The organism is Yoonia sp. R2-816 (assembly GCF_046762905.1).
GTDB lineage: Bacteria > Pseudomonadota > Alphaproteobacteria > Rhodobacterales > Rhodobacteraceae > Yoonia.
Window position 1 is genome coordinate 15,699 of record NZ_JBKQXN010000185.1, and the last position, 26,434, is coordinate 42,132.

26 protein-coding genes are annotated in these 26,434 nt (G+C 60.3%); 9 read left to right on the forward strand and 17 right to left on the reverse strand.

Annotated elements, in window-relative coordinates:
• The first annotated feature begins 114 nt into the window (after positions 1-114).
• Together mnmH and maiA are read left to right on the forward strand one after the other, a co-directional pair.
• Entirely contained in the window at positions 115-1,167 is a 1,053-nt protein-coding gene (gene mnmH, locus ACFWW2_RS09515; protein ID WP_393927786.1) for a tRNA 2-selenouridine(34) synthase MnmH, read from the forward strand.
• Positions 1,164-1,781 (forward strand): maleylacetoacetate isomerase, encoded by a 618-nt coding sequence (maiA, locus tag ACFWW2_RS09520; RefSeq protein WP_393927787.1) that lies wholly within the window; start codon positions 1,164-1,166, stop codon positions 1,779-1,781. The genes mnmH and maiA overlap by 4 nt, the downstream gene beginning before the upstream one ends.
• Here the strand turns inward: maiA and selD are convergent.
• The 7 genes from selD to ACFWW2_RS09555 form a co-directional block, all read right to left on the reverse strand.
• On the reverse strand, positions 1,778-3,874 hold the full coding sequence (selD, locus tag ACFWW2_RS09525; protein WP_393927788.1) for a selenide, water dikinase SelD: 2,097 nt from the start codon (positions 3,872-3,874) through the stop codon (positions 1,778-1,780). The two genes, maiA and selD, sit on opposite strands and share 4 nt — an antisense overlap.
• Before the next feature lie 24 nt (positions 3,875-3,898).
• Positions 3,899-4,456, reverse strand: coding sequence for a pyridoxamine 5'-phosphate oxidase family protein (locus ACFWW2_RS09530; RefSeq protein WP_393927789.1), 558 nt, complete (start codon positions 4,454-4,456; stop codon positions 3,899-3,901).
• Positions 4,449-5,483, reverse strand: coding sequence for a lipocalin-like domain-containing protein (locus ACFWW2_RS09535; protein WP_393927790.1), 1,035 nt, complete (start codon positions 5,481-5,483; stop codon positions 4,449-4,451). Before ACFWW2_RS09535 ends, ACFWW2_RS09530 begins: the two co-directional genes overlap by 8 nt.
• Positions 5,473-7,857 carry an FtsX-like permease family protein gene (locus ACFWW2_RS09540; RefSeq protein ID WP_393927791.1) on the reverse strand — a complete coding sequence of 795 codons (2,385 nt, stop codon included), beginning with the start codon at positions 7,855-7,857 and terminating at the stop codon, positions 5,473-5,475. Before ACFWW2_RS09540 ends, ACFWW2_RS09535 begins: the two co-directional genes overlap by 11 nt.
• Positions 7,854-8,510 (reverse strand): ABC transporter ATP-binding protein, encoded by a 657-nt coding sequence (locus ACFWW2_RS09545; RefSeq protein WP_393927792.1) that lies wholly within the window; start codon positions 8,508-8,510, stop codon positions 7,854-7,856. The genes ACFWW2_RS09540 and ACFWW2_RS09545 overlap by 4 nt, the downstream gene beginning before the upstream one ends.
• Before the next feature lie 63 nt (positions 8,511-8,573).
• Positions 8,574-8,936, reverse strand: a complete 363-nt coding sequence (locus ACFWW2_RS09550) for a glyoxalase (RefSeq protein ID WP_393927793.1) — start codon at positions 8,934-8,936, stop codon at positions 8,574-8,576.
• Entirely contained in the window at positions 8,933-9,118 is a 186-nt protein-coding gene (locus ACFWW2_RS09555) for a hypothetical protein (RefSeq protein ID WP_393927794.1), read from the reverse strand. Before ACFWW2_RS09555 ends, ACFWW2_RS09550 begins: the two co-directional genes overlap by 4 nt.
• 138 nt (positions 9,119-9,256) lie before the next feature.
• On the opposite strand from ACFWW2_RS09555, the gene ACFWW2_RS09560 reads away from it, so the two are divergent.
• The 3 genes from ACFWW2_RS09560 (at position 9,257) to ACFWW2_RS09570 (ending at position 11,743) form a co-directional block, all read left to right on the forward strand.
• Positions 9,257-10,432, forward strand: a complete 1,176-nt coding sequence (locus tag ACFWW2_RS09560) for an acetyl-CoA C-acyltransferase family protein (RefSeq protein WP_393927795.1) — start codon at positions 9,257-9,259, stop codon at positions 10,430-10,432.
• A gap of 71 nt (positions 10,433-10,503) precedes the next feature.
• Positions 10,504-10,797: a Dabb family protein gene (locus ACFWW2_RS09565; protein WP_393927796.1), complete on the forward strand. Its 294-nt coding sequence runs from the start codon at positions 10,504-10,506 to the stop codon at positions 10,795-10,797.
• Positions 10,798-10,900: 103 nt separating this feature from the next.
• Positions 10,901-11,743 carry a DUF2927 domain-containing protein gene (locus tag ACFWW2_RS09570; RefSeq protein WP_393927797.1) on the forward strand — a complete coding sequence of 281 codons (843 nt, stop codon included), beginning with the start codon at positions 10,901-10,903 and terminating at the stop codon, positions 11,741-11,743.
• A 6-nt stretch (positions 11,744-11,749) separates the two neighbouring features.
• Here ACFWW2_RS09570 and yaaA read toward each other — a convergent pair whose 3' ends face one another.
• Both yaaA and hspQ read right to left on the reverse strand, forming a co-directional pair.
• On the reverse strand, positions 11,750-12,526 hold the full coding sequence (gene yaaA, locus ACFWW2_RS09575) for a peroxide stress protein YaaA (protein ID WP_393927798.1): 777 nt from the start codon (positions 12,524-12,526) through the stop codon (positions 11,750-11,752).
• Positions 12,527-12,603: 77 nt separating this feature from the next.
• Entirely contained in the window at positions 12,604-12,930 is a 327-nt protein-coding gene (gene hspQ / locus ACFWW2_RS09580) for a heat shock protein HspQ (protein WP_342078311.1), read from the reverse strand.
• Positions 12,931-13,013: 83 nt separating this feature from the next.
• Here hspQ and ACFWW2_RS09585 point away from each other — a divergent pair, with 83 nt between their 5' ends.
• Together ACFWW2_RS09585 and ACFWW2_RS09590 are read left to right on the forward strand one after the other, a co-directional pair.
• On the forward strand, positions 13,014-13,931 hold the full coding sequence (locus tag ACFWW2_RS09585) for an AEC family transporter (RefSeq protein ID WP_393927799.1): 918 nt from the start codon (positions 13,014-13,016) through the stop codon (positions 13,929-13,931).
• 41 nt (positions 13,932-13,972) lie between these two features.
• Entirely contained in the window at positions 13,973-14,569 is a 597-nt protein-coding gene (locus ACFWW2_RS09590; RefSeq protein ID WP_393927800.1) for a lytic transglycosylase, read from the forward strand.
• Here the strand turns inward: ACFWW2_RS09590 and ACFWW2_RS09595 are convergent.
• A complete protein-coding gene (locus tag ACFWW2_RS09595) occupies positions 14,566-14,874 on the reverse strand; it encodes an ArsR/SmtB family transcription factor (RefSeq protein ID WP_393927801.1) in 309 nt (102 codons plus the stop codon). The genes ACFWW2_RS09590 and ACFWW2_RS09595 overlap by 4 nt on opposite strands.
• A 71-nt stretch (positions 14,875-14,945) precedes the next feature.
• Between ACFWW2_RS09595 and ACFWW2_RS09600 the strand changes: the two genes are divergently transcribed.
• Positions 14,946-15,446 carry a DUF6428 family protein gene (locus tag ACFWW2_RS09600; protein ID WP_393927802.1) on the forward strand — a complete coding sequence of 167 codons (501 nt, stop codon included), beginning with the start codon at positions 14,946-14,948 and terminating at the stop codon, positions 15,444-15,446.
• On the opposite strand, the gene ACFWW2_RS09605 is transcribed toward ACFWW2_RS09600, so the two are convergent.
• The 7 genes from ACFWW2_RS09605 to ACFWW2_RS09635 all read right to left on the reverse strand — a co-directional run bounded on the left by ACFWW2_RS09605 (position 15,443) and on the right by ACFWW2_RS09635 (position 24,385).
• A complete protein-coding gene (locus ACFWW2_RS09605; protein ID WP_393927803.1) occupies positions 15,443-16,048 on the reverse strand; it encodes a LolA family protein in 606 nt (201 codons plus the stop codon). The two genes, ACFWW2_RS09600 and ACFWW2_RS09605, sit on opposite strands and share 4 nt — an antisense overlap.
• Before the next feature lie 238 nt (positions 16,049-16,286).
• Positions 16,287-17,933 carry a PstS family phosphate ABC transporter substrate-binding protein gene (locus ACFWW2_RS09610; RefSeq protein WP_393927804.1) on the reverse strand — a complete coding sequence of 549 codons (1,647 nt, stop codon included), beginning with the start codon at positions 17,931-17,933 and terminating at the stop codon, positions 16,287-16,289.
• A 438-nt stretch (positions 17,934-18,371) separates the two neighbouring features.
• Positions 18,372-18,845 carry a hypothetical protein gene (locus tag ACFWW2_RS09615; protein WP_393927805.1) on the reverse strand — a complete coding sequence of 158 codons (474 nt, stop codon included), beginning with the start codon at positions 18,843-18,845 and terminating at the stop codon, positions 18,372-18,374.
• Positions 18,842-19,372: a type II secretion system protein GspM gene (gene gspM, locus ACFWW2_RS09620; protein ID WP_393927806.1), complete on the reverse strand. Its 531-nt coding sequence runs from the start codon at positions 19,370-19,372 to the stop codon at positions 18,842-18,844. The genes ACFWW2_RS09615 and gspM overlap by 4 nt, the downstream gene beginning before the upstream one ends.
• Entirely contained in the window at positions 19,369-20,424 is a 1,056-nt protein-coding gene (locus tag ACFWW2_RS09625) for a PilN domain-containing protein (protein ID WP_393927807.1), read from the reverse strand. The genes gspM and ACFWW2_RS09625 overlap by 4 nt, the downstream gene beginning before the upstream one ends.
• A gap of 58 nt (positions 20,425-20,482) precedes the next feature.
• Positions 20,483-21,793: a DUF1501 domain-containing protein gene (locus ACFWW2_RS09630; RefSeq protein ID WP_393927808.1), complete on the reverse strand. Its 1,311-nt coding sequence runs from the start codon at positions 21,791-21,793 to the stop codon at positions 20,483-20,485.
• A gap of 36 nt (positions 21,794-21,829) precedes the next feature.
• Complete coding sequence (locus ACFWW2_RS09635; RefSeq protein ID WP_393927809.1) at positions 21,830-24,385, reverse strand: DUF1800 domain-containing protein; 2,556 nt, start codon at positions 24,383-24,385, stop codon at positions 21,830-21,832.
• Between the two features lie 335 nt (positions 24,386-24,720).
• Here ACFWW2_RS09635 and ACFWW2_RS09640 point away from each other — a divergent pair, with 335 nt between their 5' ends.
• The gene (locus ACFWW2_RS09640; protein WP_393927810.1) at positions 24,721-26,433 is read left to right on the forward strand and encodes a GspE/PulE family protein; all 1,713 of its coding nucleotides are present in this window, start codon (positions 24,721-24,723) and stop codon (positions 26,431-26,433) included.
• The last annotated feature ends 1 nt before the right edge of the window (position 26,434 follow it).

The following is a 26,434-nucleotide window of genomic DNA, read 5'->3' on the forward strand; positions in this document are numbered from 1 at the left end:
GCACACATCTAGGGCGAATGACATAGGTCCGCGGCATGTATCGTTATGCGCATCGTTTCTGCATGCGTTCTGCATCGCTTGTGCATTGCCCGTCCGGGGGCTATCCCGGCCTTCATGCCGCTGCAATTTGACAGTCTTGATGCGATCCTGAACCACGGGTTTGATACTGTGATGGATGTCCGCTCTCCGGCGGAGTTTGCTGAGGATCATGTCCCCGGGGCGGTTAACTTGCCGGCACTTGATAATGCCCAGCGCGCTGAGGTGGGCACGATGTATAAGCAGGTCAGCCCGTTTGATGCCCGCAAGATCGGGGCTGGTATGGTGATCCGTAATGTCGCTGCCCATTTGGATGGTCCGCTGAAGGGCAAGGATGGCGCCTGGCGTCCGTTGATCTATTGCTGGCGGGGTGGTCAGCGGTCGGGTGTGTTTTGCACGATCCTGTCCGAGATCGGGTGGCGTGCCGAGACCGTCAAGGGTGGCTATCAGAGTTTTCGCCGGTTGGTGAATCGCCATCTGTATGAAGTTCCCCTGCCCCATCGGGTGGTGCTGCTGGACGGCAATACCGGCACGGCGAAGACGGCGCTGCTGCCCCGGTTGGCGGCGCGCGATGTGCAGGTGCTTGATCTTGAGGGGCTGGCTTGCCACCGGGGGTCGCTTTTGGGTGCAATGCCGGGTGGACAACCCCCGCAGAAGCGTTTTGAGACCGCGTTGGCCGTGGCTTTGCAAGGGCTTGATCCGGGCCGTCCTGTGGTCGTCGAGGCCGAGAGCAGCAAGATCGGGCGGATCACATTGCCCCCATCGCTGTTGTCGGCCATGTGGTCCGCCCCGCGTATCGTGATGGATGTGCCTTTGCAGGCGCGGGCCGCGTATCTGGCGCGCGCCTACCGCGAGGTGATTGCTGATCCGGAAGTGGTCGCCGCCCGTCTGGCCCCGCTGCGCCGGGTGCGCGGTCATGCGGTGGTGGATCGCTGGGTGGCGCTGTCGCAGGCCGGGGCATTGGAGGATTTGTCGCTGGCGCTGATGGTGGACCATTACGATCCGGCCTATGCCAAGTCCCGCCGGATCGATGAGCGCGCCGTGCTGGCGGTGGTGGAGGCCACCGGGCTGGACGAGACCGGGCAGGAACGGGCGGCGGATGCGGTTGTGGCAGCGTTGGGCCGCCTATGACGTTGCGGCTGCATACGCAAGCCCGGAACTCTGCCGGGGAGCGGGTGCGGATTGCGTTGAACCTGAAAGGGGTGGCTTATGAATATGTGCCGATCCCCGCGCTTGCGGATGAGGCGTATCGTGCGCTGAATCCCCAGCGGTTGATGCCAGCGATGGAGGTGAACGGGCATGTGCTGACCCAGTCCCTGGCGATCCTTGAATATCTGGAGGAGGCGTATCCGGAGCCATCCATTCTGCCCGCTGATCCAATTGCCCGCGCGCAGTCGCGCGCCTTTGCGATGGCGATTTGTGCGGAGTTGCATGCAGTGACAGTCAAGCGTGTACGACGGCGTTTGACGGCCGGTCAGGTGGATGGCTGGTATGGCCACTGGACCGCCACGACTTTTGCGGCATTGGAGCAAATGCTGGTGGATCGCGCTGTCACCTATTCGTTCTGCTTTGCCGACTTTCCGACGTTTGCGGATATTGTGCTGGTGCCGCAGATGGCGAATGCCCGTCGCTTTGACTGTGATCTTTCGGCCTACCCGGTGTTGTGCCGGATTGATGCACGTTGTCAGGCGCTGGAGGCGTTTCAAGCGGCGCGGCCTGAGCGGCAGATTGACTATCGTCCCTAGCTTGTCGTGATTTGCGATCCTTCGGTGATTGTGCCGATGATGGCCGCCGGGTAGCCAACCTTTTTGAGCTTTTGAACGAGCGCGTCCGCCTGATTTCCATCAACCGCAGCAAGCAGGCCGCCGGCGGTTTGAGGGTCGAAGAGCAGATCGTCTATAGCGCCAATGATCGGTCCGGCACCGGCCCGGTTGTCGGTGAAGAGGGTTGAGCGGGTGCCTTTGTCGGAAAGTGCTCTGGCCCCGTTCATGATCGGGATGGCGTCGAGGGTCAGCGTGGCCCCCACCCCGGATGCGTCGCAGATCCCGCGCAGGTGACCGGCGAGCCCGAAACCGGTGATGTCGGTCATGGCGTGCGCTTTTGCGAGGATTTTTGAGGCTTTGGCCTGGCTTTGCGTCATGTGCTGAAGGCAGGCGATCACGTCGGCGCCGCGCGCCTGCTCTGCCATTTCCGCGGCCATGATCGTGCCGCTGCCGATGGGTTTGGTCAGGATCAGGGCGTCACCGGGTTTTGCCCCGGCCAGCGTGATCGGATTATCCGTCAGCCCAGTGATGGTGAAGCCGATGGTCAGCTCGTCGCCAAGCGATGTGTGCCCGCCGACGATCTTCGCCTCATCTGCGGTCATCACCTCGGTCGCTGTCGTCATGATCTCTGCCAGGGTTCGTCGCTGGAGCGCGGCAGACATGCGCGGCAGAATGATGCTGGCGGTCGCGGCCTGTGGTGTGGCCCCCATGGCCCAGATGTCGCCCAGCGCGTGGATGGCGGCGATGCGGGTCATCAGGGCGGGATCATGGGTCAGCGCGCGCAGGTGGTCGGTGGTGATGACCTGTCCAGGCTGGATCAGGGCAGCATCGTCGCCAAATGTGTCGGTCAGGACGGTTTGCAGGGCGGCCCGCCCGACCTTGGCCCCGCAGCCGCCGCACATGGGTTTGTCGCCGAGCGCCTCGGTCACGCCGAGCGCCACTGTGCGGGGCGGTTTGGGCGGGGTCATCGCGGGCAAGTCATCGAACTGGTTCATGAACTTGCGGTCGATATGGTCCTTGAGCCGCCAGAGCAGTGGCCCCTTGCGCGCAGTGCCGAATTTTTCGGCCAGTGCGGATTTGTCCCCCAACGATACGAGTTTGAGGTAATCGCGCTGCGGTTTGTAGGGCCGCAGATCGCCGCCGGACAGGACCGCGCGCAGGTTATCGTAAAGCACGGGCGCCTCGCGCACCGCGTAGACGCCGGCCTTGGGGCGGGGGTTGGCGCTGAGATGTGCGCAATCGCCGACGGCAAAGATGTTCGGGTCGCTGGATTGCAGGTTGGCATCGACGGTGATGAACCCGTCCTTCAGATCCAGCCCGGTGGTCCCGATCCAGTCATGCGGTTTTGCGCCCGCTGCCCCGGTGGTGAAATCACTGCGGATCGTGCGGCCATCACCCAGAACGATGCCTTCGGCAAACACCTCGGTCACGTGGGCGTCTTCGATGATGTCGATCTGCGCCTCGGTCAGGGCGGTCAGCATCAAATGCCGCGCCTTGTAGCCAAGGGTGGTGAGCACTCTTTCCCGTTCGATCAGCCGGACGGTGGGGGATTTGTCGCGCAGGGCGTGGGCCATGGCCATGGCAAGCTCTGCCCCTGCGACCCCGCCGCCGATGATGGCGATTTGCGGGTCGGTGGTGCTGTTGCGGAAGGTGTCCCAGCGTGTGGCGAAGGTGCCCAGAGGTTTGGCGGGGATCGCGTGGGTGCTGAAGCCGGGCATTTGCGGCATGGCGGACGTAATGCCCACATCGATGGCAAGCGTGTCATAGGCGACGGGTGGTCGGCCCGGCACGGTGACTGTCTGCGCCGTTCGGTCAATAGCGGTGGCCGCCCCGTCGATCAGACGCGCGCCTGCGAAACGGGCGAGCTTCACCAAATCGATATCCAGCTCATCCCGCGTGTAGTGTCCGGCCACGAACCCCGGCAGCATCCCCGAATAGGGCGCGGTCGGGCCGGGATTGATCACGGTCACCCGCACGCCGGGCAGCGGGTTCATCCCCCATTTGCGCAGCACCAGCGCGTGGGTATGACCGCCGCCGATCAGGACGAGGTCACGGGTGATGGGCAAATTGTTCATGGGGGTCTTGTAGCGATCGCGCGATTACGGCGAAAGCCACTGTCCGGTCCACTGACGATGACGTGAGAAGCTGGCGCGCCGGTGCTGTTCGCCCAGATGCACCGCGTCGATATGGGTGATCTGGCAGTGCAGCATGGCAAAGGTGTCCGGATTGGGGTCCTTGACGTAGTCGAGGCCTGTGTCGATCGGCGTGCCGGGCGGCGGCGTCACGCCGTAGCTTTGTTTGGAGTGATCAGGGATGTTGTCCCAGATGGGCCGCAAGGTTGGGCCGGATTCGATCTCAACCTCCGCCTGCAGCCGGATTTGCAGCGCCTGATCGGCGTCCCAGATATGCAGGGCCGCCCGTGGCGTGGTTTGCAGGCTGCGGATCTTGTCGGAATGCAGGTCGGTATGGACCCAGATCGTTGCAGCCTCTGAATCCGATCCGCGCAGGACAACGGTGCGCGCCTCTGGCCAATTGTCAGGAGACACGGTGGCGAAGGTGGGCTGGCGTGCTGGATGATTGGCATCAACGACCCCTTGCACCAATGTGTCCCAGATTTGGGTGTGGATGCCTTCAAGTGTTTCGAACCAGTTACTCATAACCCGTCATTTCCAAATACCCTTGCCCAGTGTGACTGCCTGTGACCGTCACTGGCCCCTCCCAATAGGGGATTGATGTGGCCATCCATGCGTCGGCATTGATAGCCTCGACGGTCACATTGACATCTTTTGCGGACAGTTGCACCTGCCAGCGGATCGGCACATCCCGACCGGCGGTATTGTGCGTGTCCAGCGGCGTGGCGCTGAAGGCCCCGTCAGGATAGGCTGTGGTCTGCCCGTCGGGCGTGATCCATGTGGCCGAGGTATAGTTGTTACCGTCGGTCTGCTGCAGCCGGAACCCCATCAGTTTGTTGCCGTCATCGAAGGACAGCGAGAACCAGTCCCAACCGGTCTGGTTGTCCGACAGCGGTTGCGAGGACCATTCCCGGTCGAGCCATGCATGGCCTGTGACGGGGATGTCTCCGTTTGGTAGTTGCAGCGTCCCTTCGATGGCAAAGAAGGGTTGTGAATAGTAGTAGGATGCCTGCCCGGCGGCGGATTTGACGGAGTAGCCTGCGTCGCCGTGAAAGATCAGTGGCCCTTGGGCCGTCAGCGTCATGTCATAGGCGAAGTCGGGTCCGCTGGCGGTCATTTGCAGGGTGGTCCAGTCGCCTTGCAGCGTCCAGTCGTCGATCCACGCCTCGAACGGGTCGGCGGTGACCCCGGCCTGCCCGATCCCGCCCCGCGCCAGCCGTTCGGTCACATAATGCGTGTCGGGTGTGGTCACGCCGGCGTGCCCCATCCAGAGTTGGGGGGCCTGCCAGCCGTCGCCCTGTTCGGGGGCAAGGGCGGAGCGGAAGAGCGTCCATTGCAGGCCGTAGGGGGTGCCGTCCTCTGCTGTCAGGTTGGCGGTCAGATACCACCATTCGATCCGGTAGTCCGGGTGCGGGCCGTGGTCGGCGGGGAAGTTGAATGTAGGATTGGTTTGGGGGACGGCGAAGCCTTCGGCATCGGTGCCGAGGCCGGCGAAGCCTTGGGCCATGGCCTGAAGGGGCAATAGGCAGACGATCAACACCTTAGCGTTCATTGGAAAACACCTTGAGCAGATCGGCGGGTGGTGTCCGTGCCAGCCGCCTGGCGGGCCAGAGTGCTGCGAGGGCTGCAGCCAGCAGCGCAAAGAGGCCAAGTCGCGCGTAGTCGTAGGGGAAGAGGTACATCGGCAGTTCCCACCCGAATGCGGCGACGTTGACCACCGCCAGCAGCGCCCAGGCCAGTGCGAGGCCGAGGGGTAACGCGATGACTGCCGTCAGCACGGCCAGCAGCACCGCACGCAGGAGTTCCAGCTTGCCCAGTTGCGCCCGCGTCATGCCCATGGCCCATGCGGGGGCCAGTTGTGGGACACGCATGGTGGCGAGGGTCAGCAGGCTCATCAGGATGGCGAAACCGGCGACGGCGAGGGTCAGGATATTCAGCGCGGTTGTCACCGTGAAGGTCCGTTCGAAGATTTGCAGTGACAGCGCCTTGATCCCGGCTTGATTGATGGTCTGGCTGGCGGGGATGCCGGTGTCGGCCTCAAGGCTTGCCACAAACTCCGGGACCGTGGCCGGGTCCATCCGCAGGCCGAACCGGGTTGGCGTAATGTCGGGGTAGAGGCGCTGGAAATGGGCCTCGTTGATCAGCGCCTGTCCGATGGGATTGCCGTAGTCGCCGTAGACACCTGCGACGGTGAAGGATTGGTCCTGCAGTTGGATCGTGTCGCCGATGGTCAGGTCTGCGCGGCGCGACAGCTGTTCGTTGATCAGGATCGTGTCACCGGCGAATGTCGTGTCCCACGGGTTGGCGGTGCTCTGCAGGAAGGTCCAGTTTTCGCGGTAGGTCCGGTTGTCGCGGGCGCCGAAGACCTGCGTTGGTTGACCTGCGATGTCGGTGTCGGTGGACTGGATCGGCAGGATCGCCTCAACCCGTGGAGCGGCATACGCGAGGAAGGTGGCGGTTTGGGCGTCGTCTTCGGTGCTGATGTAGAGTTCGGAGGCGAGCCGCTGGTCGAGGAAATCGGTGAAGGTCAGCCGGAAGCTGGAGACCATGGTGGACACACCCACATTTGCGGCCATCGCAAGCAGGAGCGCCATGAGGGCAAGTGAGAGACCGGGGAGTTGTTGGCGGGTATCGGCCCAGAACCATTGCGCGGTGACCGATTTGGCCATGGCACTGGTGCCGGCAAGGATGCGGTCGAGGATGAGCGGGAGCGCGAGGGCGGCACCGATGAGGAGCGAGCCGAGCAGGGAGAAGCCACCGATCAACCCGTTGGCGGTGAACATCAGGATGGCGGAGAGGCTGAGGAGGAAGGCGGCGGCGATGCCTTGGAGTTTCGCGCGGCGTCCGGCGGCCATGGCCAGTGCGCGCGGCTGTGCGGCGGCCAGAAGCGGCATGCGGGAAAGTTTGTAGAGTGCGCCGCTGGCCGCCAGTGCCGTCCCGCCAAGTGCTATGGCAAGGCCGGAGAGCCACCAGACAGGCCGCAACTGCAAGGTGCCCGAGACATCTGCGCCGTAAAGCCCGCGCAGGGTAGCGGCGACGTCAGGTAGCAGAAGGGCGGCGATGACGTAGCCAAGGGCGACGCCGATGGCCCCGGCGATGAGCGCAAAGAGCATCAGTTCCGCGCCCATCAGCAGGATCAGCCGCCGCAAGGGCAGGCCCAGCGCGCGCAGGGTGCGCACGACCGGGCGGCGCTGTTCGAAGGCGAGACCGATGGCGCCGTGCACAATGAAGATGCCGACAGCGAAGGACAGCAGGCCGAACGCGGTGAGGTTGAGATGGAAGCTGTCGGTGAGCCGTCCGATGTCGGAGCCGCCTTGCGCCTGTTGGCGGATCAGTTGCGGGGCGATCTCTGTCAGGTCAGGCCGGTTCAACGGTTGGCGGGGGAGGATGATCAGGCTGTCGATCTGCCCTTCCTTGCCCAGAAGCCGCTGGGCCACGCCGATATCGGTCAGCGCGGTGCCGGGGGCGGTTTCGGGGGTGATCTGGACGTTCAGGTCGGGCAACTGGTCGGCGGTTTCTGCATTGGCGAAAAGCTGGCCGGGGCCGGTGAAGAAGCTGCCGATATCGGTGTCTTCGCTGATATTGACCGGGCCGATCCCGCCGGGGGCGGTCAGGGGATCAACCCCGATGATGCGCACCCCGTTCAGCCGACCTTGAACCACAGGGCTGACCAGCCAGCCCCCGCGGCGCAGCGTGATATAGGTGGACTGCTCCATCGGCTGCCCGTCGCGGCGGGCGAGCCTGTCGTACTGCCCTTCGCCCAGTGTGGCGGCGGCAGCATCGTAGCTGGCGCGTGCTTCGGCGTTGACGGCCTGCACCCCGGACCAGAGTGCCGTGGCGAGCGCCAGCCCGGCCAGCAGCGTGAAAAGCTGCAAAGGGTTGCGCCACCAATGGGAAAGCAGCGCCTGAAGGGTGGCGGCGGTCATGCCACTTGCCCGGTCCGCAAATGCAGGCGGCGGGACATGCGGCCTGCAAGTGCTTCGGAATGGGTCACCATCAAGAGGCCCGCGCCGGTTTCCGACACCAGTTCCAGCATCAGGTCCAGCACGATGCTGGCCGTCGCCTCATCCAGGTTGCCGGTGGGTTCGTCGGCCAGCACAAGGCGAGGCTTGGGGGCCAGCGTGCGGGCGATGGCGACGCGCTGTTGCTGCCCGCCCGACAGCTGTTCGGGGTATTTGCCAAGTTGCGGGGTGAGGCCCATGCGGTCGGCCAGTGTCGCCGCCCATGCCGGGTCATGCTGCCCCGCCAGACGCGCCTGAAAGGCGATGTTGTCAGCCACTTTCAGGCTGGGGATCAGGTTGAACTGCTGGAACACAACGCCCACGGTGCCGCGCCGCAAGGCCGCGCGCCCGTTGTCGTCAAGCGTGGCGATATCGGTTCCACTGATGATGATCTGGCCGTGGTCCGCCGTATCGAGGCCGCCGATCAGGTGCAACAGCGTGCTTTTGCCACTGCCGGATTCACCGGTCAGCGCCAGCGTCTCGCCCGCGTCAAGGCTAAGGTCGATGCCGCGCAGAACCTCGAACGGGCCATCGGCGGTGGTGTAGGTTTTGTGGATGTCTTGGACGGTCAGTAACATGGGCCCTCGTGCGTTGGGCCATGACTTAACATGCAGATGGGCAAAGGAAACGCCCTGCGGCGATTAAGCCGCGATGAATTCGATCCGGTTGCCGACCGGGTCGGCGGAGAAGAAACGTTTTACTGATGGCAGGCTGTGATCCCATGTGACTGGATGGGGAGCGTCTGAGAGCCGTGTGGCCAGCCCGTCAAGATCGCTGATCACAAAGGCCGGATGGGCCTTGGTTGCTGGTTTGAAATCGGGGTCGACGCCGAAATGTACTTCGATCGGTCCGGCATTGGCCCAGAAGCCGCCGCGCCCCTGCAGTGGCGCGGGTTTGGGGATTTCGCGCATGTCCAGAAGGTCGCAATAGAAGGCGCGCATCTGGTCCTCTGCCCCGGCGGGCATCGCCAGTTGGATGTGATCAAGTGCTTTGATCAAGGTCAATCGCCGCCCCCGCCGCCATCACCACCACCGTCGCCCCAATCGCTCCAACTATCATGGCGGCTGCTTGTGTTGTTCCGGCCCTTGCGCCGGGTTGTGTCGTTCCCTCGTACCAATACCCACACAACACCCACAAAAACGATCAGAACAACAAGGAAATTGAAATCAAGAATATCCTGGGTCATGTCACCTCTTTTGTATACTATTGTATACCATATGTAAGTGCGTATCCGGGAATTTCAATATGCGTCGTGCCGTTACGTCTTGCTGTTGCATCGCGCCGGGGGCGATAATGTTGGGGAAACCGCAATGGGGAGGCTTCAATGACAGATATCGTGATTTTGGGTGGCGCACGGACGGCGATTGGCACATTTGGTGGCGCATTGGCTGGCACGCCCCCGATTGAACTGGGCACGGTGGCCGCAAAGGCCGCGCTTGAACGGTCAGGCGTCGAGGGCGCGCAGATTGGTCATGTGGCCGTTGGGCACGTCATCAACACCGAACCGAAGGATATGTATGTGTCGCGCATGGCGGCGATGAATGCCGGTGTGCCAGACACGACCCCGGCCATGAATGTGAACCGGCTGTGTGGCTCTGGTGTGCAGGCGATTGTGTCTGTCGTGCAGTCGCTGATGCTGGGTGATGCGGAGTTTGGTCTGGCTGGTGGGGCCGAGAATATGAGCCGGTCGCCCTTTATCCTGCCGGATGCCCGCTGGGGTGCCAAGATGGGCGATATTCGGTCGCAGGACATGATGCTGGGCGCGTTGAACTGTCCGTTTGGCACTGGGCATATGGGTGTTACGGCTGAAAATGTCGCCGCTGAACATCAGGTCAGTCGCGAAGAGCAGGACGCATTTGCGCTGGAAAGCCAGGAACGCGCGGCGGCGGCGATTGCTGCGGGGTATTTCGAGGATCAGATCGTGCCGGTGCAGATCAAACGCAAGCGGGAGATGGTGGATTTCATCGTCGATGAACATCCCAAGACGACCACGGCAGAGGCGCTGGCGGGCTTGCGCCCGGTGTTCCAGAAGGACGGGACAGTGACGGCTGGCAATGCCTCTGGCCTGAATGACGGGGCGGCGGCGGTTGTGCTGGCGACAGCTGAGGCCGCAGAAAAGGCCGGGCTGACCCCGAAATTCCGCGTTCTGGGCTATGCCCATGCCGGTGTGCGCCCGGAGGTGATGGGTATCGGCCCCGTCCCTGCGGTGGCCAATCTGCTGGTGAAGATCAAGATGTCCGTGGATGATTTCGACGTTATTGAATCGAACGAGGCCTTTGCTGCGCAGGCGCTGGCCGTGTCCAAGGAACTGGGGTTCGATCCGGCGAAGGTGAACCCGAATGGTGGGGCGATTGCGCTGGGTCATCCGGTGGGTGCCACGGGTGCCATCATCACCGTCAAGGCGATGTATGAGTTGGAGCGCATCAAAGGTAAACGCGCGCTGATCACCATGTGTATCGGTGGCGGTCAGGGCATTGCATTGGCGATTGAGCGTATCTGATCGGTGGCCGCTTGAACTTGGGGTTGTATTGGTGGCAGATGGCCGCGAATGACTGACCCAAGGGGAAAGCCGTGACCGACAGACCGAGCCTGCGCCACGTCGTGTTTTTCAGCGCCAAGGACAAGGCCGATATCCCACGCATTGTGGCCGGGCTGCGGATGCTGGCAGGCATCCCGCATGCGGAACTGTTCGAGGTGCGTGAAAACACCCGGCATGACGCCTTGTCGGGCGAGGTGGATGTGGTTGTTTATGCGGAATTTGCCAGCGCTGCCGATCTGGCCGCATACAAGGATCACCCGCTTTATCAGGCGGCGATTGACGTGGTCCGCCCGCTGCGCGAGATGCGGATCGCTGCCGATTTCTGACCGCGATGCATAATGGTCACAGTGATGTGTTTGGGGCCTGAATCCCAGAAAGTGCCCAACTTCTGACGTGTTTCCCGATTAGCGACAATGGTGGGGGTTAACCATGTTTGGAGTAACACAGTTGACGAACAACAGATCAATTCCAACCACGATCCGCATGCTGGCACTGGCCGCCATTTCCGCCTTTTCGGTCCCTCAGACCGCGCTGGCCGAGGAAAAGCCTATTTTCGATCAGGTCGTTGAAATACTGGGCTCTGAGCGCGGCACGGTCCGTAAATGGGCCTATGCCCCCAAGGTGGCTGTGATCCATGACGGCGACCCGCAACGGGATCAGATCAATGCGCTTGTGGACATGGTGAATTCCCAAATCCCGAATTTTCCCGGTGTGGGCGCCATCGAGTTTTTTGATCTGAGCCAGTATGATCGGCGGCTGGCTGGCAATACCCATTTCCGGATGCCCACGGTCGATTTCAACGGTGTCGAAGGGTCGATTGTCCGCGCCCTGTTTCAGGGTGAAGAGGAAGAGCAGAACCGGATCGTGACCGGTAACATCTTTATCTTTCTGACGGGGTTGGAGGCCGGGATCACATTTGGTGCCCTGACCCAAAGCACCCCCAGCCTGGGCCGTCAGTTTGCCGAAGGCAGCGCCACCAAATGTTACTTTCATCTGATGTCCAAGAATGACGAGTTGCGCGCCGGGTTTATCTTTATTGATAATCAGGACGCCCGGACCCCGGTTGCGGAATGCCTGTATGAGGAATTCATGCAGACACTCGGGCTGCTGAATGATTCCAATGGGTCGTCGGTTTTCACTTTCGACAACACCGGTATTGTGCGCGAGAATAAGGAACCGGATTTCCGACTGCTGCAGGCGCTTTACAGTCAGAATGTAAGCGCGGGCGATGAGGTTGAGAAGGTGGCAGAATTGTTCCTGAGCCTGCAATAGCGCGGTTTACCCGGTTTCCGGGTAATCCCGCAAGAAGACCCATTTGTCGCCTTCTGACAGATCGGCGTCATAGGCATAGCCGCCGCTGCTGAAGGTTTTGATGTCGTCGGCCGACGACAGTCGGTTTTCGATGATATGTCGCGCCATGGTCCCGCGTGCCCGTTTGGCGAAGAAGCTGACGATGCGGGGTTTGTCGTCTTTGAGTTCCATGAACACAGGTGTGATCACCCGCAGTTTCAGTGCTTTGCGGTCGACCGCCCCGAAATATTCCTGGCTGGCGCAGTTGATGAGCGTGTCGGTTCCGAGGTTTTCGGCCTGTGCATTCAGGGCCTTGGCGATGGTGTCGCCCCAGTATTCGTAAAGCGACCGCCCCCGCCGTGTTTTGAGCCTGCTGCCCATTTCAAGGCGGTAGGGCTGAATCGCGTCCAGCGGACGAAGCAGGCCGTAGAGCCCTGAGAGGATGCCAAGATGGTCCTGCGCCCATGTCAGATCATCCGATGTCAGGGTTTTCGCCTCTAACCCCTGATAGGTGTCGCCGTTGAATGCAAGGGCGGCAGGTTTCGTGGCCTTGGGTTTGGGTTCTGCGGCGAAATCCTTGAAACGGTCCCGGTTCAGGCGCGCCAGATCATCCGAGATGCCCATCAGCTTGCGCAGATCTGTCAGTGTCAGATTGCGGGCTGTTCGGGCCAGGCTCGTCGCCTCTTTCTGGAACGTCGGTTGCGTCGGCGTGACGCTGACCGGTTCCATATCGAGCGACTTTGCGGGGGATATGACGACGAGCATGTTTCATCTTCCTTGCGAGCTTAAGGGAGATTTAACATCGGGACAGGCAATGACCAGTCCCATCGTGCTGTTGAAACCTAATTCAGTTGGACCTGCAGCGGGTATTGCCCGTCTTCGAAAGGGCCAAAGAGGTCATCTAGGTCGGGATGATCGACCGGTTCGCCGGAATAGTCGGCAACAAGGTTCTGTTCGGACACGTAAGCCACGTAGAAACTTTGTTCATTCTCGGCCAGCAGGTGATAGAAGGGCTGGTCCTTTTTGGGCCTGCTGTCTTCGGGGATCGCGTTGTACCAAGCATCGGTGTTCGAAAACATGGCGTCCACGTCAAAGACCACCCCTCTGAAAGGGTGCTTTCGATGCCGGACAACCTGCCCTAAGTGATATTTCGCACGCGTTTTAAACATAATTACATTTCCCCACCGCTCTATATTGGCCCTCCAACCCTGAAAAGTCTAGGTTTCGGGCTCAGAAATCAAGGAAACAGTCTGTGAACATCGTCCTGACAGTACTGAACATCACGGCCCCTGTTTTCCTTCTGGCAGCGATTGGATTTGTCTGGGTCAAGCTGGGATTCGAGTATCGGGTGCAGTTTGTCACGCGCCTTGCAATGACCCTCGCGGTGCCCTGTCTGATCTTTGTCGCACTGATGCGCACCGAGGTTGCACCGGAAGCGCTGGCCGCGTTGTCGCTTGCTTCACTGGCGGCCTATGCTGTTGTGATGATTGCCAGTTTCCTGCTGGTCAGGGCCTTGGGCCTGGATGTGCCGACCTTTGTTGCGCCGCTGGCATTCGGCAATACCGGCAATCTGGGTCTGCCGCTGGCCCTGTTCGCCTTTGGGGCTGAAGGGTTGGGATATGCGGTCGTGGTTTTTGCGGTGATGGCGATCCTGTCATTTACGATTGGTATCTGGATGGTGTCCGGTGGCGGGTCGCTGAAACGGGTGGTTCAGGAACCTTTGGTTGCCGCGACGTTACTGGGCGCTTTGTTCCTGTGGCAGGACTGGCAGACGCCTGTTTTTCTGACAAATGCACTGGAGTTGATCGGCCAGATGGCGATTCCGCTGATGTTGATCACCCTTGGCGTGGCTGTGGCCCGGTTGGAGACGAAGGCGATGGGTCAAGCATTGGCCCTGTCGCTGGTCAAGGTGCCGATTTGTGTCGCTGCGGCCTATGGTGCTGCGGTCCTTTTTGATCTTGAGCCGGTTGCCGCCGCTGTTCTGATCGTGCAGGTGGCCACGCCCGTGGCCGTTACGTCCTATCTGCTGGCGGAGAAATACGGCAACGATGCGCAGCCGGTGGCTGGGCTTGTTGTCGCCTCGACCCTGCTGTCGGTGGTCGCTTTGCCGCTGATCCTAGCACTTTGTCAGCTGTTGGAGCCGTCTTTGTCGTTCACAGGCGGGTTCTGATCGGTTATCGTGCAAAAAAAACAAAGAAAAGCGAGAGGCAGATGAGCAGTTTCTTTCGCGCGATGATATTGATGCTGGCTCTGGGCAGTTGTGGCAGCGGTGGTGGTTCGGGCTATGGCTCGGCCCCGCGCGAGCTGGATGATGCCTGTAGTATCGTATCGCAGCGCCCCGAATACCTGAGAGCTTTCCAGCAGGTGGAACGCAAATATGGCGTGCCGACCCCGTCGCTGATGGCGATGATCTATCAGGAAAGCAAATTTATCAGCGATAACCGCACGCCCCATCAATATGCGCTGGGTGTGATCCCGGTGGGCCGCCAGTCATCTGCCTTTGGATATTCCCAGGCGCTTGATGGCACCTGGGAGGAATATCAGGATGAGGTTGCAGGCCGCCGTGCCCGCCGCGATGATATCTTTGCCGCCACCGATTTCATGGGTTGGTACATGACCAAGACGGTCGAGGAGACCGGTGTGCCGATCTATGACACCCGCAATCAGTATCTGGCCTATCATGATGGTCGGTCGGGCTATAATCGCGGCACCTGGAGGGCCAAAAGCTGGCTGGTGCGGATTGCAGGCGAGGTCGAGGCACGTGCGGTTCTGTATGATACGCAGCTACGGTCCTGCGGTAAGCGCTAACAGCAGCGGATCACCCGTGGGTCGCTTTTGCAGCAATCCTTGACCAGATAGCCGATCAGGCTGCCCATGGCGTTGAAATCGACGCGGTAGATGATGCTGCGGGACACCCGTGTCGCTGTAACCAGCCCTGCGTCGGCCAGTGCCGAGAGATGGAACGAGGTACGGGAGGCGGAGGCGCTGACCTGTGCGCTGATGTCGCCCGCCGCCGCCCCGACCTGCCCCTTGCTGACAAGATAACGCAGAATCCGGAGCCGCGTTTCCTGTGCCAGCGCGCCAAGAGCGTCGATCACCTGTTGTTCGTTCATATTTCAATTCCTATTGAAATGTTTCTCCGCATGTGCAACATTTCAATAGTTGTTGAAATAGGAGAATGCAAATGGCGACAACAGTCACGACGCTTGACCAACTGGTGAATGAGCTTGAAGGGACCACTGCCGACCTGCCGCTGGTCTTTCGAACAGACGCAGGCGATATCGGTGCGGGCTATCATGTGACCGAGTTGAAGCATCTGAGCGTCAATAGCATTGATTGTGGCGGCCGCCGGTCCAACTGGGAGGAAGCGCAGTTGCAACTGCTGGATGGCAGCCACGGGACGCATATGAGCGCTGGCAAATTCGCATCCATTGCGCGCCGCAGCGTGGCGGTGATTGATGGTCTTGGCACTGTCCCGATTTCTGTTGAATACGCGCCGCAAAATCAGGGCCTGCGCCGCTATCTAATTGATAGGCTGCAGGCCGATGATAATGGCCTGCGCGTTGTTCTGGTTGAGGATGGTGCTGTCTGCAAGCCAAGGCAGGAGATGAGCTGCGCGCCGCCTACTACGCAAAAGGCGGCCCCGGAGGACCGCCTGAAAAAAGATTGCTGCGGCTGGGCTTAAGGGTTCCAGTCCCGTGTGGCCGCAATGATGTTGAATTTGCGGTCACTGATGCTGGCCCCTGACACCAGATCGTTCAGGATGACAGTGGTCTGGGTGCCCAAATCATCGGTGACGATCCACTGGCGCAGCTCGACCGGATTGGCGGTAAACACCATCTGGATATTGCCATATTGCGGGTTGTCGGGGTCCTGGGCCGTAATCGTCGTTGTTGTTCCGTCAGAGGTCTGCCCTGTCACCATCCGTGCCCGGCCAAGATCGACATTGCGCTGCAGGATGATCCCCAGCGGGGTCTGGTTGAGCGGGTATGTTTCTGGCCCGGTATTCGACCGTGGGTCAAAGATGGCCAACTGCCCCCCCTGCCCGATCACAAGCGATTTTTCGGGCGGGTTGTATTCGAACCTGATCCGGCCGGGCCGCTTGATATAGATCGTGCCGGTGGAAAGGGTTCCGTCCGCGTTGATCTGGGTAAAGCCCCCTTGGGCCGTCTGCAGCTGGTTTAGATATTGCGATACCTGCGCAAGGCTCAACTGTTGTGCCGATACGGTCCCTGCATAAATCGCGAGGAGAGCCGTCAGGGCGAATGCGATGATACGTCTGGTCATAAACCTTACCTATGATTGTTGGCGCTTGTTTGCACCCGTTGGTTCCGCATCACAACAGCATGTGATCGCCCTGTTAGGCGATATCACGCCCGCTGATTAGCGATAACGTCAGCGAAGGTGACTGATATTGCAAACGGTGATGCAAGGTCGGATCGCAGCGGTGATGCGTGTATGATCGTATCGTCGCTGATGCGCCTGCCACCCGGATCAGGGTGTCACCGGGCAGCGCCCTATTTTTTTATCGGACCCAGATTTCAACCCGGCTTCGTGTGTCACTGGCCACTTGTGCGCGGTAGCAGGTGGCCTGTGCCACGTTGCCGAACCCGTAGGCGGACAATTGCAGATCGTTGGCAAAGATCACATCTGACGCGAATGCCCCAAAAGCGGCCTGCATTTCAGCTGCGGCCTGGGCAGAGGCATCAATGGCCGCTTGTTCGCCACTATCGCTTTCCGCCAGCCCAACAAAGAAGACTTCACGACCGGCATAGGCGTCATCTGCCAGCGTTTCGGCAAGCCCGCGGAACATGGACCGGTTCCAGCCGCCCTCGGGGCCGCTGACCGCACCACCGATCATGGTGGGTGACAGACGATCGGCGTCGAAGAGCACTTCGAACATCTGCGCCGCAGCAGGCCGCTGCACGTCAGTCAATTCACTTTGGAGAATCGCCAGGAGTCGATTGTCGTTGGTCAGCGGATTTTGCGTTGTCGGCTGCCGGTTGATGAAGCCTTCAGCGGCAATCGGCGCTTGTGCCGCAGAAGTCGATGCAAAATCAAAAAATTCGGTCATCAGAGACGTGTTGGGCGATGTGTCGAACCGGGCCATGACAGGCCGGATCAGCGGGTAATCACCCGAGATGAGGTTGAAAGGTTCCGGCGTCACCACCTGCCCGCATTCGCCCGAAACGGGCAGCACATTGCTGTCCATCGCGCCATCGAGGGTCACCAGGCTGATACTGCCCGGGAACTGGTTGATTGATGCGGTGATCGCCGCCTCATCCGCCATCGTCAGAACGTTATTGGCGATTTCCTTGTTTGCCGGGTCCATGACAAGGCGGATCAATTCGTTGCGGATCGTTGTGTTAACAGGGGCCTGCAATGGCAAGATGCGTTGATCGGGGCCGCCAACCTCGGACCAGTTGGTGATCTCGGATGCGTAGATGCCGGCCAGATCGTCAAGGGATAGTGACGGAATACCGACGTCGGGTGCGATGACCACAGCAAACGCCTTGAGCCCCAGAAGCTGGTAATTGATCGGTCCGGTCAGCGACCAGTCCGCCGGACTTTGATGTTCCCGACTTGCTGTACCGGTCAGCGGCGCGATGACCAGTTCAATATCGCCGTCATCCTGTCCCGAAGTCGTGCTGAGCGTTGCGGTGGCGTTGCTGGCCGGGTTGGACAGCGTGAATTCATCAGGCGTGGCGAGATCGAGATCAGATGTCACGTTCCCGGCAGAGGAATAGGCCTGCGCCAGTGCCTGAAACAGTCCTTCGAATTCGGGATCTTCGAAGCTGACGGTCATGTTGTCTTCACGCGGTCCGACCGGGGTGGCGGCTGGTTCATCGACAACTGTCGGCTGGGCTGGAGGGGTGGCCACAGCGGTTTGCGCGCCCCCGCCCACGACAACTTCGGTGAAGTTATCGGCCGTCAGCCCGTAGTCATTTTCGGCAAGCAGGCTGAGGCAAGCATTGCCGTAGCATCCCACTTCGGAAATGGGCACGCTGACCACGCCCACTGAAGTTTCGACGGACAACATGACACCGTTGAAACCCACGACTTCGCCCACGACGCTGATGAACCCATCCGACGAGCGTAACTCAACCGGTTCGGCGATCAACGCAACAGGGGCCGCCGTACAGAGCAGTGCCGTGGCAATTTTCTTCAACATCAGGTTTCGTCGCTCCAGTGTCGTCAATGCTTGCGGAAGGTGATGTTCGCCGTTGCCACGTTCGTTGGAACATGTTGCGCAGGCACGATTGGCGTGGCTAACAGGTTAACCGCAAATTGTCTCCGGCCGCGAAGCAATTGAACTCCTAGTTGTTTTTCAATGGATATCCACATGGCGCGTTTATAGCAACATGGCCGATTCTGCATTTTATTAACATTTCCTGCACCTGACCCAAGGTTATGCCTGAACTGCCAAATCGTCGATCCAAAGCGTAATCGGGTGGAAATACAGGCGTCCTGGCGTCGGCTCCATGCCTCGCTGGCCCGCATTGCTGTTGCCCTCTGGCAACATATCCGCCAACGCACCCCTGCTGTTCGAGCGGCGGTACATCCGGTCAGGTCACCCTGCAACTAGGATAGCTGGGGAGTCGCTGTTCCCTTACTCGCCGATGGTCAGCAGGATCGGATCACCATCATCCTTGCTGACCTGCACAAAACTGTCGCCGATGGCCAATATCGTCCACGGCCCCAGCTGCCCCCCGGCATCAACCCTGTAAAGTTCACTACTGCCGGAAATGCGGACAAGCGCGATCTGGGTTCCATCCTCGCCCAAGATCCCCACCAGAGACAGCGTGCGTTCAGGCGCTGCCGGGGCCGGGGCGGGTGCGGCAACCTGCACCGGGCGGCGCGTTGCGTGAAAAAGGGGGCGTTCCGTTGTCACGGGGATAAGTTCGGACAGTTGCTGCACCCCGCCCGCGACCCGGCTGCCAACTGTATCGGTCGGCGTGCGGGTCTGGGTCACTGTCTGCGGCGTATTGGGTACCCAGATCCACGCCGCAAGACCACAGAAGCCTGCAAAGATCAGGATACCGGGCAAGTTGCCAAGCTGTGATGTCGGATTTCTGCCGCTCATCTGCCCGTCATCCCGTAAAGCTGGGCCTGAAACGCGACCCGCCGTTCCGGATCGCTGCGAGAGGTGCGCGCCCGGCGCAGGTTGAGCTGTTCGACGATCACCATCGGTTCAAGCGCGACCAGCCCATGCAGGAATTCGCCCAAGCGTGCCTCTGGCGCGACGCCGTTCAGGGTGAGGTTAAGCCGGACGAGATTGTCGATCTGTTCGATTTCGTCGGTGCGGATGACCTCAATCTGGATGCCGAAATTCTCTGCCAGTTCCTGCAGGGTGGTTTGCAGTGCGGCTTGCGCCAGTTGCGGCGTATCACCCTGATAGAACGCCTCTGCCCCCAGGCCGCTGGCAGGGCTGTCGGCCAAGGCCTGTGCGCGTGCGATGGTGGTTTTCATGTCGTCGATCGCGGCCCGACTGCCGGATGTGCCGGACCAGAACAGCACCCCCGCCAAGGCAATGATTGCTGCCAGCCCATAGCCAGCCACATAGACCATCCTGCGGGGCGCCGCCGGTTTTGCGAAACGAAAATCGCTCATGATCCGGCCTCAACCAATGTGGCCGCGATCCGAAACCGTTCAAGCGACTGGGCATTGTCGCGGGTGACGGGGGAGGCAAAGCGGATATCGGTCAGTTCGGGCAGGGTCGCCAGAAGCCTTGTGATCTCTGCCGCCGATGGCCCGAAACCGATCAGGGTGACGGTGTCATCCTCAATCACCAGTTGATCAAGCCAGACACCATCAGGCAGAAGCTGGCTGAGGATGCCGGTCAGTGCGGTTTTGTAGGTGGATTGGGTGATGGCCCGGTCAAGGCTGCGCAATCCGGCGGACGCTTGGGCCTGCGCGCTGATGGTCGTGCGCGCGGCGTCCACCTGCCCGCTGAGCCGTGATTGCGTGAGCCCGTTTTGTATCGTCAGCGCGAGAGCCGAAAGGCAAAAGACCAGCGCCCCAAGCACGCTGAGCTTTAGCGTGGCGGGCAGTTTTTTCAGCAGTCCTTTCGGATCTGTATTCGCCGCTTTTGTGCCCGCCCAGGACGGGTAGGCTGCGAAATGCGTGTCCTTGGCCTCGCGGCGGACGGCCCCGATTGGAAGGTCATGTTCGGACAAAAGCGCCAGAAGCTTTTCCACCGGTTCTTTCAGAGTAACCGCCGCGCGTGCCTGCCAGCGATGGTCCGGCAGCTCTTCCGCGACCCAGAACCAGAGCGAAGCACCTTCGTTGAAAGGGGATCGGAACTGGATTTCATTGTCGATGATCTGCCGCAGTTCGGGCAGCAGCCCGTCGGGCAGTTTGAATTTCAGGTCGATGCAGCTGTTATCGGCAAAGACCAGATCAATCGGCGCATTCCCTGTTTTTTGTGCCAGATGGTTGATGTTCTCTGTGGTCATTTCGACCTCACCCGGTTTTTCGGGGCGGCGAAACACCGGCACACCATCGCCGATTTCGACATAGAACTCGGAACGGGGCTGCGCAAATGCAGGCGGCGCGGCAAGTTCTGCCGCGCCTTGAAGTGCGAGATTGCGAAATCTGTTTAGTCTTTGCCCAAGCGGCGCACCCGCCCGGGCAAACATGCGACCACTGGTCTTGTCCGCCACGCTGTTCCTATCCGTTCCTCGATGATCGCCCCCATTTTTGGCAGATCAGTCGGACTGATCAGGCAGACGCTCCTCGGAACAGAGAGTAGTCTTCAAACGTATGATTCGGGAAGATGGTCGAGATCAGTTGTTGGTCCATTCCCATATGTCGGACCATGATTTCCCCGACGATATTGCGGTAGCTGGTCAGCGTGGGCAGCCAGTTCCGATCAACAACCGTGTCATCGATCGTCGACACATCCGCGGCAACCGCCTGCTGGGTCGGGCCGCCAAAGGCGAACCATGTTCCGCCCTGCCCGTGGTCGGTGCCGAAGCTGCCATTCTGTTTCTTGGTCCGGCCAAACTCACTGCCGGTCAGCACGACGATGTTCTGCATATCTGCGCCCATGTCACGGTAGAAGGTCACAAAGTCATTGGCGCCCCGCACCATCCGGCTGTGATAGCCCTTGTCCTGATTGGTGAACGGATCGCCATTGTCAGCGATCTGGTTGGAATGCGTATCCCAGCCGATGTTCCAGTCGAGCGCGGCCACTTCGAGTGGCACGCCTGCCTTGAGCAGTTGCGCGCAAAGTTGCAGCCCGCGCCCGAGGTCGCTGTTGCTGTATTGAAGCCCATCAGCATTGGGGACGTAATCGACGCCTGCCTCCTGCACCTCGGCAATCGTGTCGAGCATGACAAGCTGGTTTTCACGGATTTCCATCTCGGTCCCGGTCAGGTCCACATCATGGGAGGAGATTTCGCGCATGATCTCGGTCAGCCGGTTGTCAGCACAATCGGTGCCAGAGCAGAAATCCCGGTTGACCAGGTTGTAGTCGCTGCCCCGATTGACCGCTGCGACCTTAATCTCGCCGCGAATTTCCGTGCTGATCGAGGACTTGCCTGCCACCATCCCACGCAGCGGGTGGTCAGTGCCCGGCACATTTTGCATGTAGCGGTTGAGGTAACCGTCAATCAGATTGTTGCGTGCCCCGGTGCCGATCCAGCGCTGACAGTCAAAATGGGACCGGTTTGCACCGGCAAAGGACGTCGCGGGCGCCACCATCATATTCCCGGTTTCCCAGATTTCCGAATGCAGCAAGGCCAGGTTGGGGTTCATGCCGCGCATACCACCTGCCGCCGGCCCGAGGTCAATCGCGCTGCTGCTGTCGCCATTGGGCGGCGCGATCGCCAGTTGCGGGCGATAATTGTAATAGAAGTTGTCGCCGTAAAGCGGGAACAGGTGAAGCCCGTCAGCGCCGCCCCGCATGAAGACCTTGATGAAGGTCTTGCCGCCAGCCTCTTGGGCGAAGGTGAATTTGGGGGCACCTGCCGTCCCGGCCATGGCCGCAGCCGCCGTGAGGGATTTGATAAAGTCTCTGCGCGTTTTCATAGTGTCTTACTCCATACCCTTTGGTCGGACTGGCAATTACTGCAGTTGGAAGCTTGGCGTGACCACGATCATGCCCATGGCCCGGCGCAATGCCCGCGTTTCATCATTGCCCGGTGTCCGGGGTTCAAAGATGCCGTCGGACCCTTTGAGTGCCTCAAGCACGGCGTCGAATTCTTCTTCAGAGAACCGGTCGGCGGTGGCCACAGTCAGCATGTAGCTGGCAACCTCTTCGGCGGATTCGAGGCCTGCGTCATTGATGCCATCCATCAGGTCGAGCCCGTAGCGGTCAGGGTCGCGGGTGATTTCGGTCATCTTGCGATAGGCCGCGATCATCGAGGCCGAGTTGTTCCAGGCCGTCGCGACCTCTGGCAGGCCAGTTGGGAGAGGGAAGCGAACCGGATCCATGCCCGCGTCTTCGAAGACCTGATTGAATCCGCGATAGAACCGTTCCACCTGTTCGGTGCTGCCGCTTGGCGTGGCCCCAAAGGCCCGGATCGACGAAATCGCGTATTCGACAGGGGTTTTGCCCTTTGAGCGCTGATATTCGACGTTCTGGCGGTAGGTCGGATCAAGCAGGATCGCACGCAGCATGGGTGCAATTTCGCCCCCGGTGCTTTCCCATGCCGCTGCACAGGCCTGTGTGAGGTTGGCAGGCGGATTATCGGCTACAAGCAGTCGGACGATCTTGCCACAGATACGGGTACGTGTCATCGGATGCTGGGCCAGGATCGAGACCAACTCTTCGCCTTCCTGGACACCTTCTTCACCAGAGCGTCCGTCGATGGTGATGCCAAGGAATGGAATGGTCTTGTCGTCCACATCATGCCGGTCCGGGAAGAACTCGAACTCGTACTCTGATGCGACACCTTCTGCATTGGGGTTGGTGCGGCGGTAGGCCCAGCCGGTGAAGATTCGCGATACGGCGATCACATCCTCGGGGCCGTAACCTGCATCAACGCCAACGGTCGAGAGTTCCATGATCTCGCGCCCGTAGTTTTCGTTGATCCGGCCACGACGGTTCTGGTCGTTGTCCAGATATTGTGACATCAGCGGGCTGCGCGCGCTGTAAAGTAGCATGTCTTCAAAGTTGCCAAGCGCGTTCTGGCGGAAGAATTCCCGGTCGTCGATGTTCTGCTGGAACATGTCGGTATCTTTGGTGACCGCGTGGAAATGGTTCATCCAGAACTGGCCCATGACCTCTTGCAGCTGCTTTTGGCTGAACGCGGCGCGCGAAATCTCGTAGGCCATGATTGACCGCAGCATTTCGCCGCCATTTCTGGTGTTCGGCTTGAGCAGACGCTGGGGCTGCGTGGATTCGAACCCCCTGTCATCTACCGTCGCAGGGCTGAGCTGTTCTTCGACGTAAGCCTCAAACCCGATACCGCGGATGCGGGCATAAAGTGCGGGCGTCGGACCGAATGCCATACGGGAGAGCGCTTGGGTCGCTCCGTCCGTTGGTGCCACACCGGTGACGGTGTAGTTGACAGGCGCTGAAGCGACTTCGGCTACTGAACTGGATCCACCCGTCAGCGTAACAGTTACTTCTGCGCCTTGTGCGAAGTCTTCTTCAAAAAGCCGGACTGCAAATTGACCAGTCTCCGGCCCGACGTCCACAGTTGTGGTGCGATCCGAGGGCGAAACGACCACATTTACAATATCATATACAGAGCTATCCATCACCGCCCCGAACAGAGTCCCACCGGTATTGGCGACCTGCCCTGCCGCATTGCCTACCGCCGTCAGTTCGACCGCGCTGGTCAGCGTAACGTTGGCCGGTGGGGTCAGCGGCGAGATCACGACGCTGTCCATTGGTGGCGGTGGCGGTGGGGGAGGTGGCGGTGGAGGCGGCGGTGGGTTCGGGTTACCGGGGTTGCCGGACGAACCGCCATTGCCACTGCCCAATGCTGCCGGGACCATCGGTACCGATCCGATCGACCCCAAACGCCCGATAGAAGATGCCAATGCACCCCGCTGCATTGTCTGCCCATTGCCTGATGGCGCCAATACGGATGCGGTTTGTGTGCTGACCGTTGCTGGTGCCTTGGCCGCGGCTGATGCCGAGGCGACCTGCTGTACTCTGGAAGATCCGCCCCCGATTGAGAATGGGGTTGTCGCGGTTGCCGTTGTTGTGGCCGGTGTGCTGTTGGTGATCGGCGCCGCCGTCGGATCAACTGCCGCGCGGGATGCCGCGATGGTCGCAGCCTCTGTCGCCTCGAGTGCGGCAGTTTGTGAGATGATCGACTGCGGATCACTACCGACAGGGCTGACCGTGATCTGGCCCAGAAGCGGATGGTCGGCGGTGACGCCCGTCAGTTCGATCGCGTGATCACCGGCTTGAAGGGTGATAATGCCGGTGATCGGTTGCCCAACTTCCTGCAGCCGTTCGCCAGTGGCATCGACAATCACCTGACCGTCAATCTTGATTTGCACGCCGGAATTGGCAGGCGCATGGAAGGCAAAAGTGCCAGCGGCAGGGAGTGTCCATTTGCGCAGAAGACTATTGGCTTCGGTGGCGCTTGACGCCACTTTCGTCACCTCTGTCACGGTCACTGATGAAACATTTGCCTGCGTTTCGGCTGATGCCATCGACATCAGCGCCACTGTTGCGGCAGTCGAAACTAGCCAAGAAGCTACCTTGTAATTCGTCATACTGTCCCCCGGTTGGAACGTTGCGTTGACAGATTGCCTATGGGTCAACCGTTAACCTGTCAAAAGCCCGTGATGCCGCCCGCCATTCTGAGCCTGTTTCCGCCAATGCCCGAAACAACACTTGGAACAATCAAGCAGATATGCGTCGCATTACCGCCGCTTTGGGGAACAGTGCGCCACAGTTCTGACAGATTTCCGAACATTCAATTGCGAGTCAGGGCCGATCGGTTTATTCCGGCACATGCTTATCTGGGTGGGCGACTTAGGATGGCAGGCACATGGCACGCGTATTAACGGTTCATCTGGACGATATTGAGATCCCCGCCCGCTTTCTGCAGGACGGCACATTGGCGGCTAATGACGTGATCAAGGCCCGCCAGATCAGTTCGTCCACTGGCCAGCCAGTGCGCGTTGTTCTGGACCGTCTTGGTATCGTGTCCCAAAGTGCCTGGGCTGAAACGGTTGCGGAAACCAACAATTTACCCCTGATAAAGCTGGACGATTTCCCAGAACGCCTGCCAAGCGATGACCGCCTGTCACTGGACTATATGAAACGGAACAGCGTCGCGTTGCTGTCGATCTCGGACGCTGGCCGCCCCCGGATTGCCATGGCCAATCCGATGGCCCAGCAGGTCCGCCAGGCCCTGCGCATGATCTTTGGCGATGACATTGATTTTGCCGTATCGACCGATCGCGATATCGAGGCGGCCTTGGCCCGGAGCGAGGCCGCCGCCGCCGAATCAGAGACGGCTGAGCAGCCAAGTGCTGACGTCATCATGCTGTCGGACGGTGATCTGGACACCGACAAGCTGATGGAACTGGCTAATAATGCGCCGACCGTCAAATATCTGGATACTCTGTTTTCCAAGGCCGTGGAGAGTGGGGCCACGGACATTCATATCGAAAATCTGGAAAGCGGCCCCCGTGTCCGCCTGCGTGTTGACGGTATTCTGGTCGAGTCCCCGGCTGTTGAACGCCACCTTTATGAAGGTGTCGTGTCCCGCCTGAAGATTCTGGCCGGTATGGATATCAGTGAACGTCGCCTGCCGCAGGATGGCCGGATCCGCCAGAAATCCGCCGGTCGGTCGATTGATATTCGTGTGGCCAGCGCGCCCACTGTGCATGGTGAGACGCTGGTGCTGCGTTTGCTTGATAACAGCCAGCATCTGGCCCGGCTTGATCGTCTGGCACTGCCTGCCCTGGCCCGAGATCGGTTGATGACGGCACTGGATCAGCCCAATGGGTTGATTCTGGTGACTGGCCCGACCGGCAGCGGCAAGACCACGACGCTGCATGCGGCACTGGCCGAGTTGAACGAGACGGGTCGCAAGATCATCACGATTGAAAATCCCGTTGAGATCCAGACGCCGGGCCTGATCCAGATTGATATCAAACCGGACCTCGGCTGGACCTTTGCCAGCGCGCTGCGGTCGGTTCTGCGCCATGACCCCGATGTGCTGATGGTGGGCGAAATCCGGGATGCAGAAACGGCGGAGCTTGCTGTGCGGGCGGCGCTGACCGGCCACCTTGTATTGTCGACCCTTCATACAAATCGCGCGTCAGAGGCTGTTTTGCGCCTCGCTGATATGGGCGTGCCGGATTATCTGCTGAAATCCGTCTTGCGGCTGGTGGGTGCGCAGCGGCTGGTACGCACCTTGTGCGAACACTGTTCTGAGCCGATTGATCTGACGGTGAACGAAAGCTACGCATCGCTGGCCGCAACTTTCTTTGAGGCCGATCCTGCGCTGGGTCATCCCGACAAATGGGCCCCGCATGTGGCCAAGGGCTGCAAGCATTGTAACAACACAGGTTATTCCGGCCGCATGGCATTGTTTGAGATGATGAATGAAAGCGAAGCACTGGCGGCTGCATCAGGCCAGAAGCCCCGCTATCGCAATATGGGCCTTGAAGGGCTGGGCCTGTTCACCCGTGGTCAGACGACATTGAACGAGTTGGTCCGCGTGTTCGGCGCCGGCGAATTCTGGGTCTGAC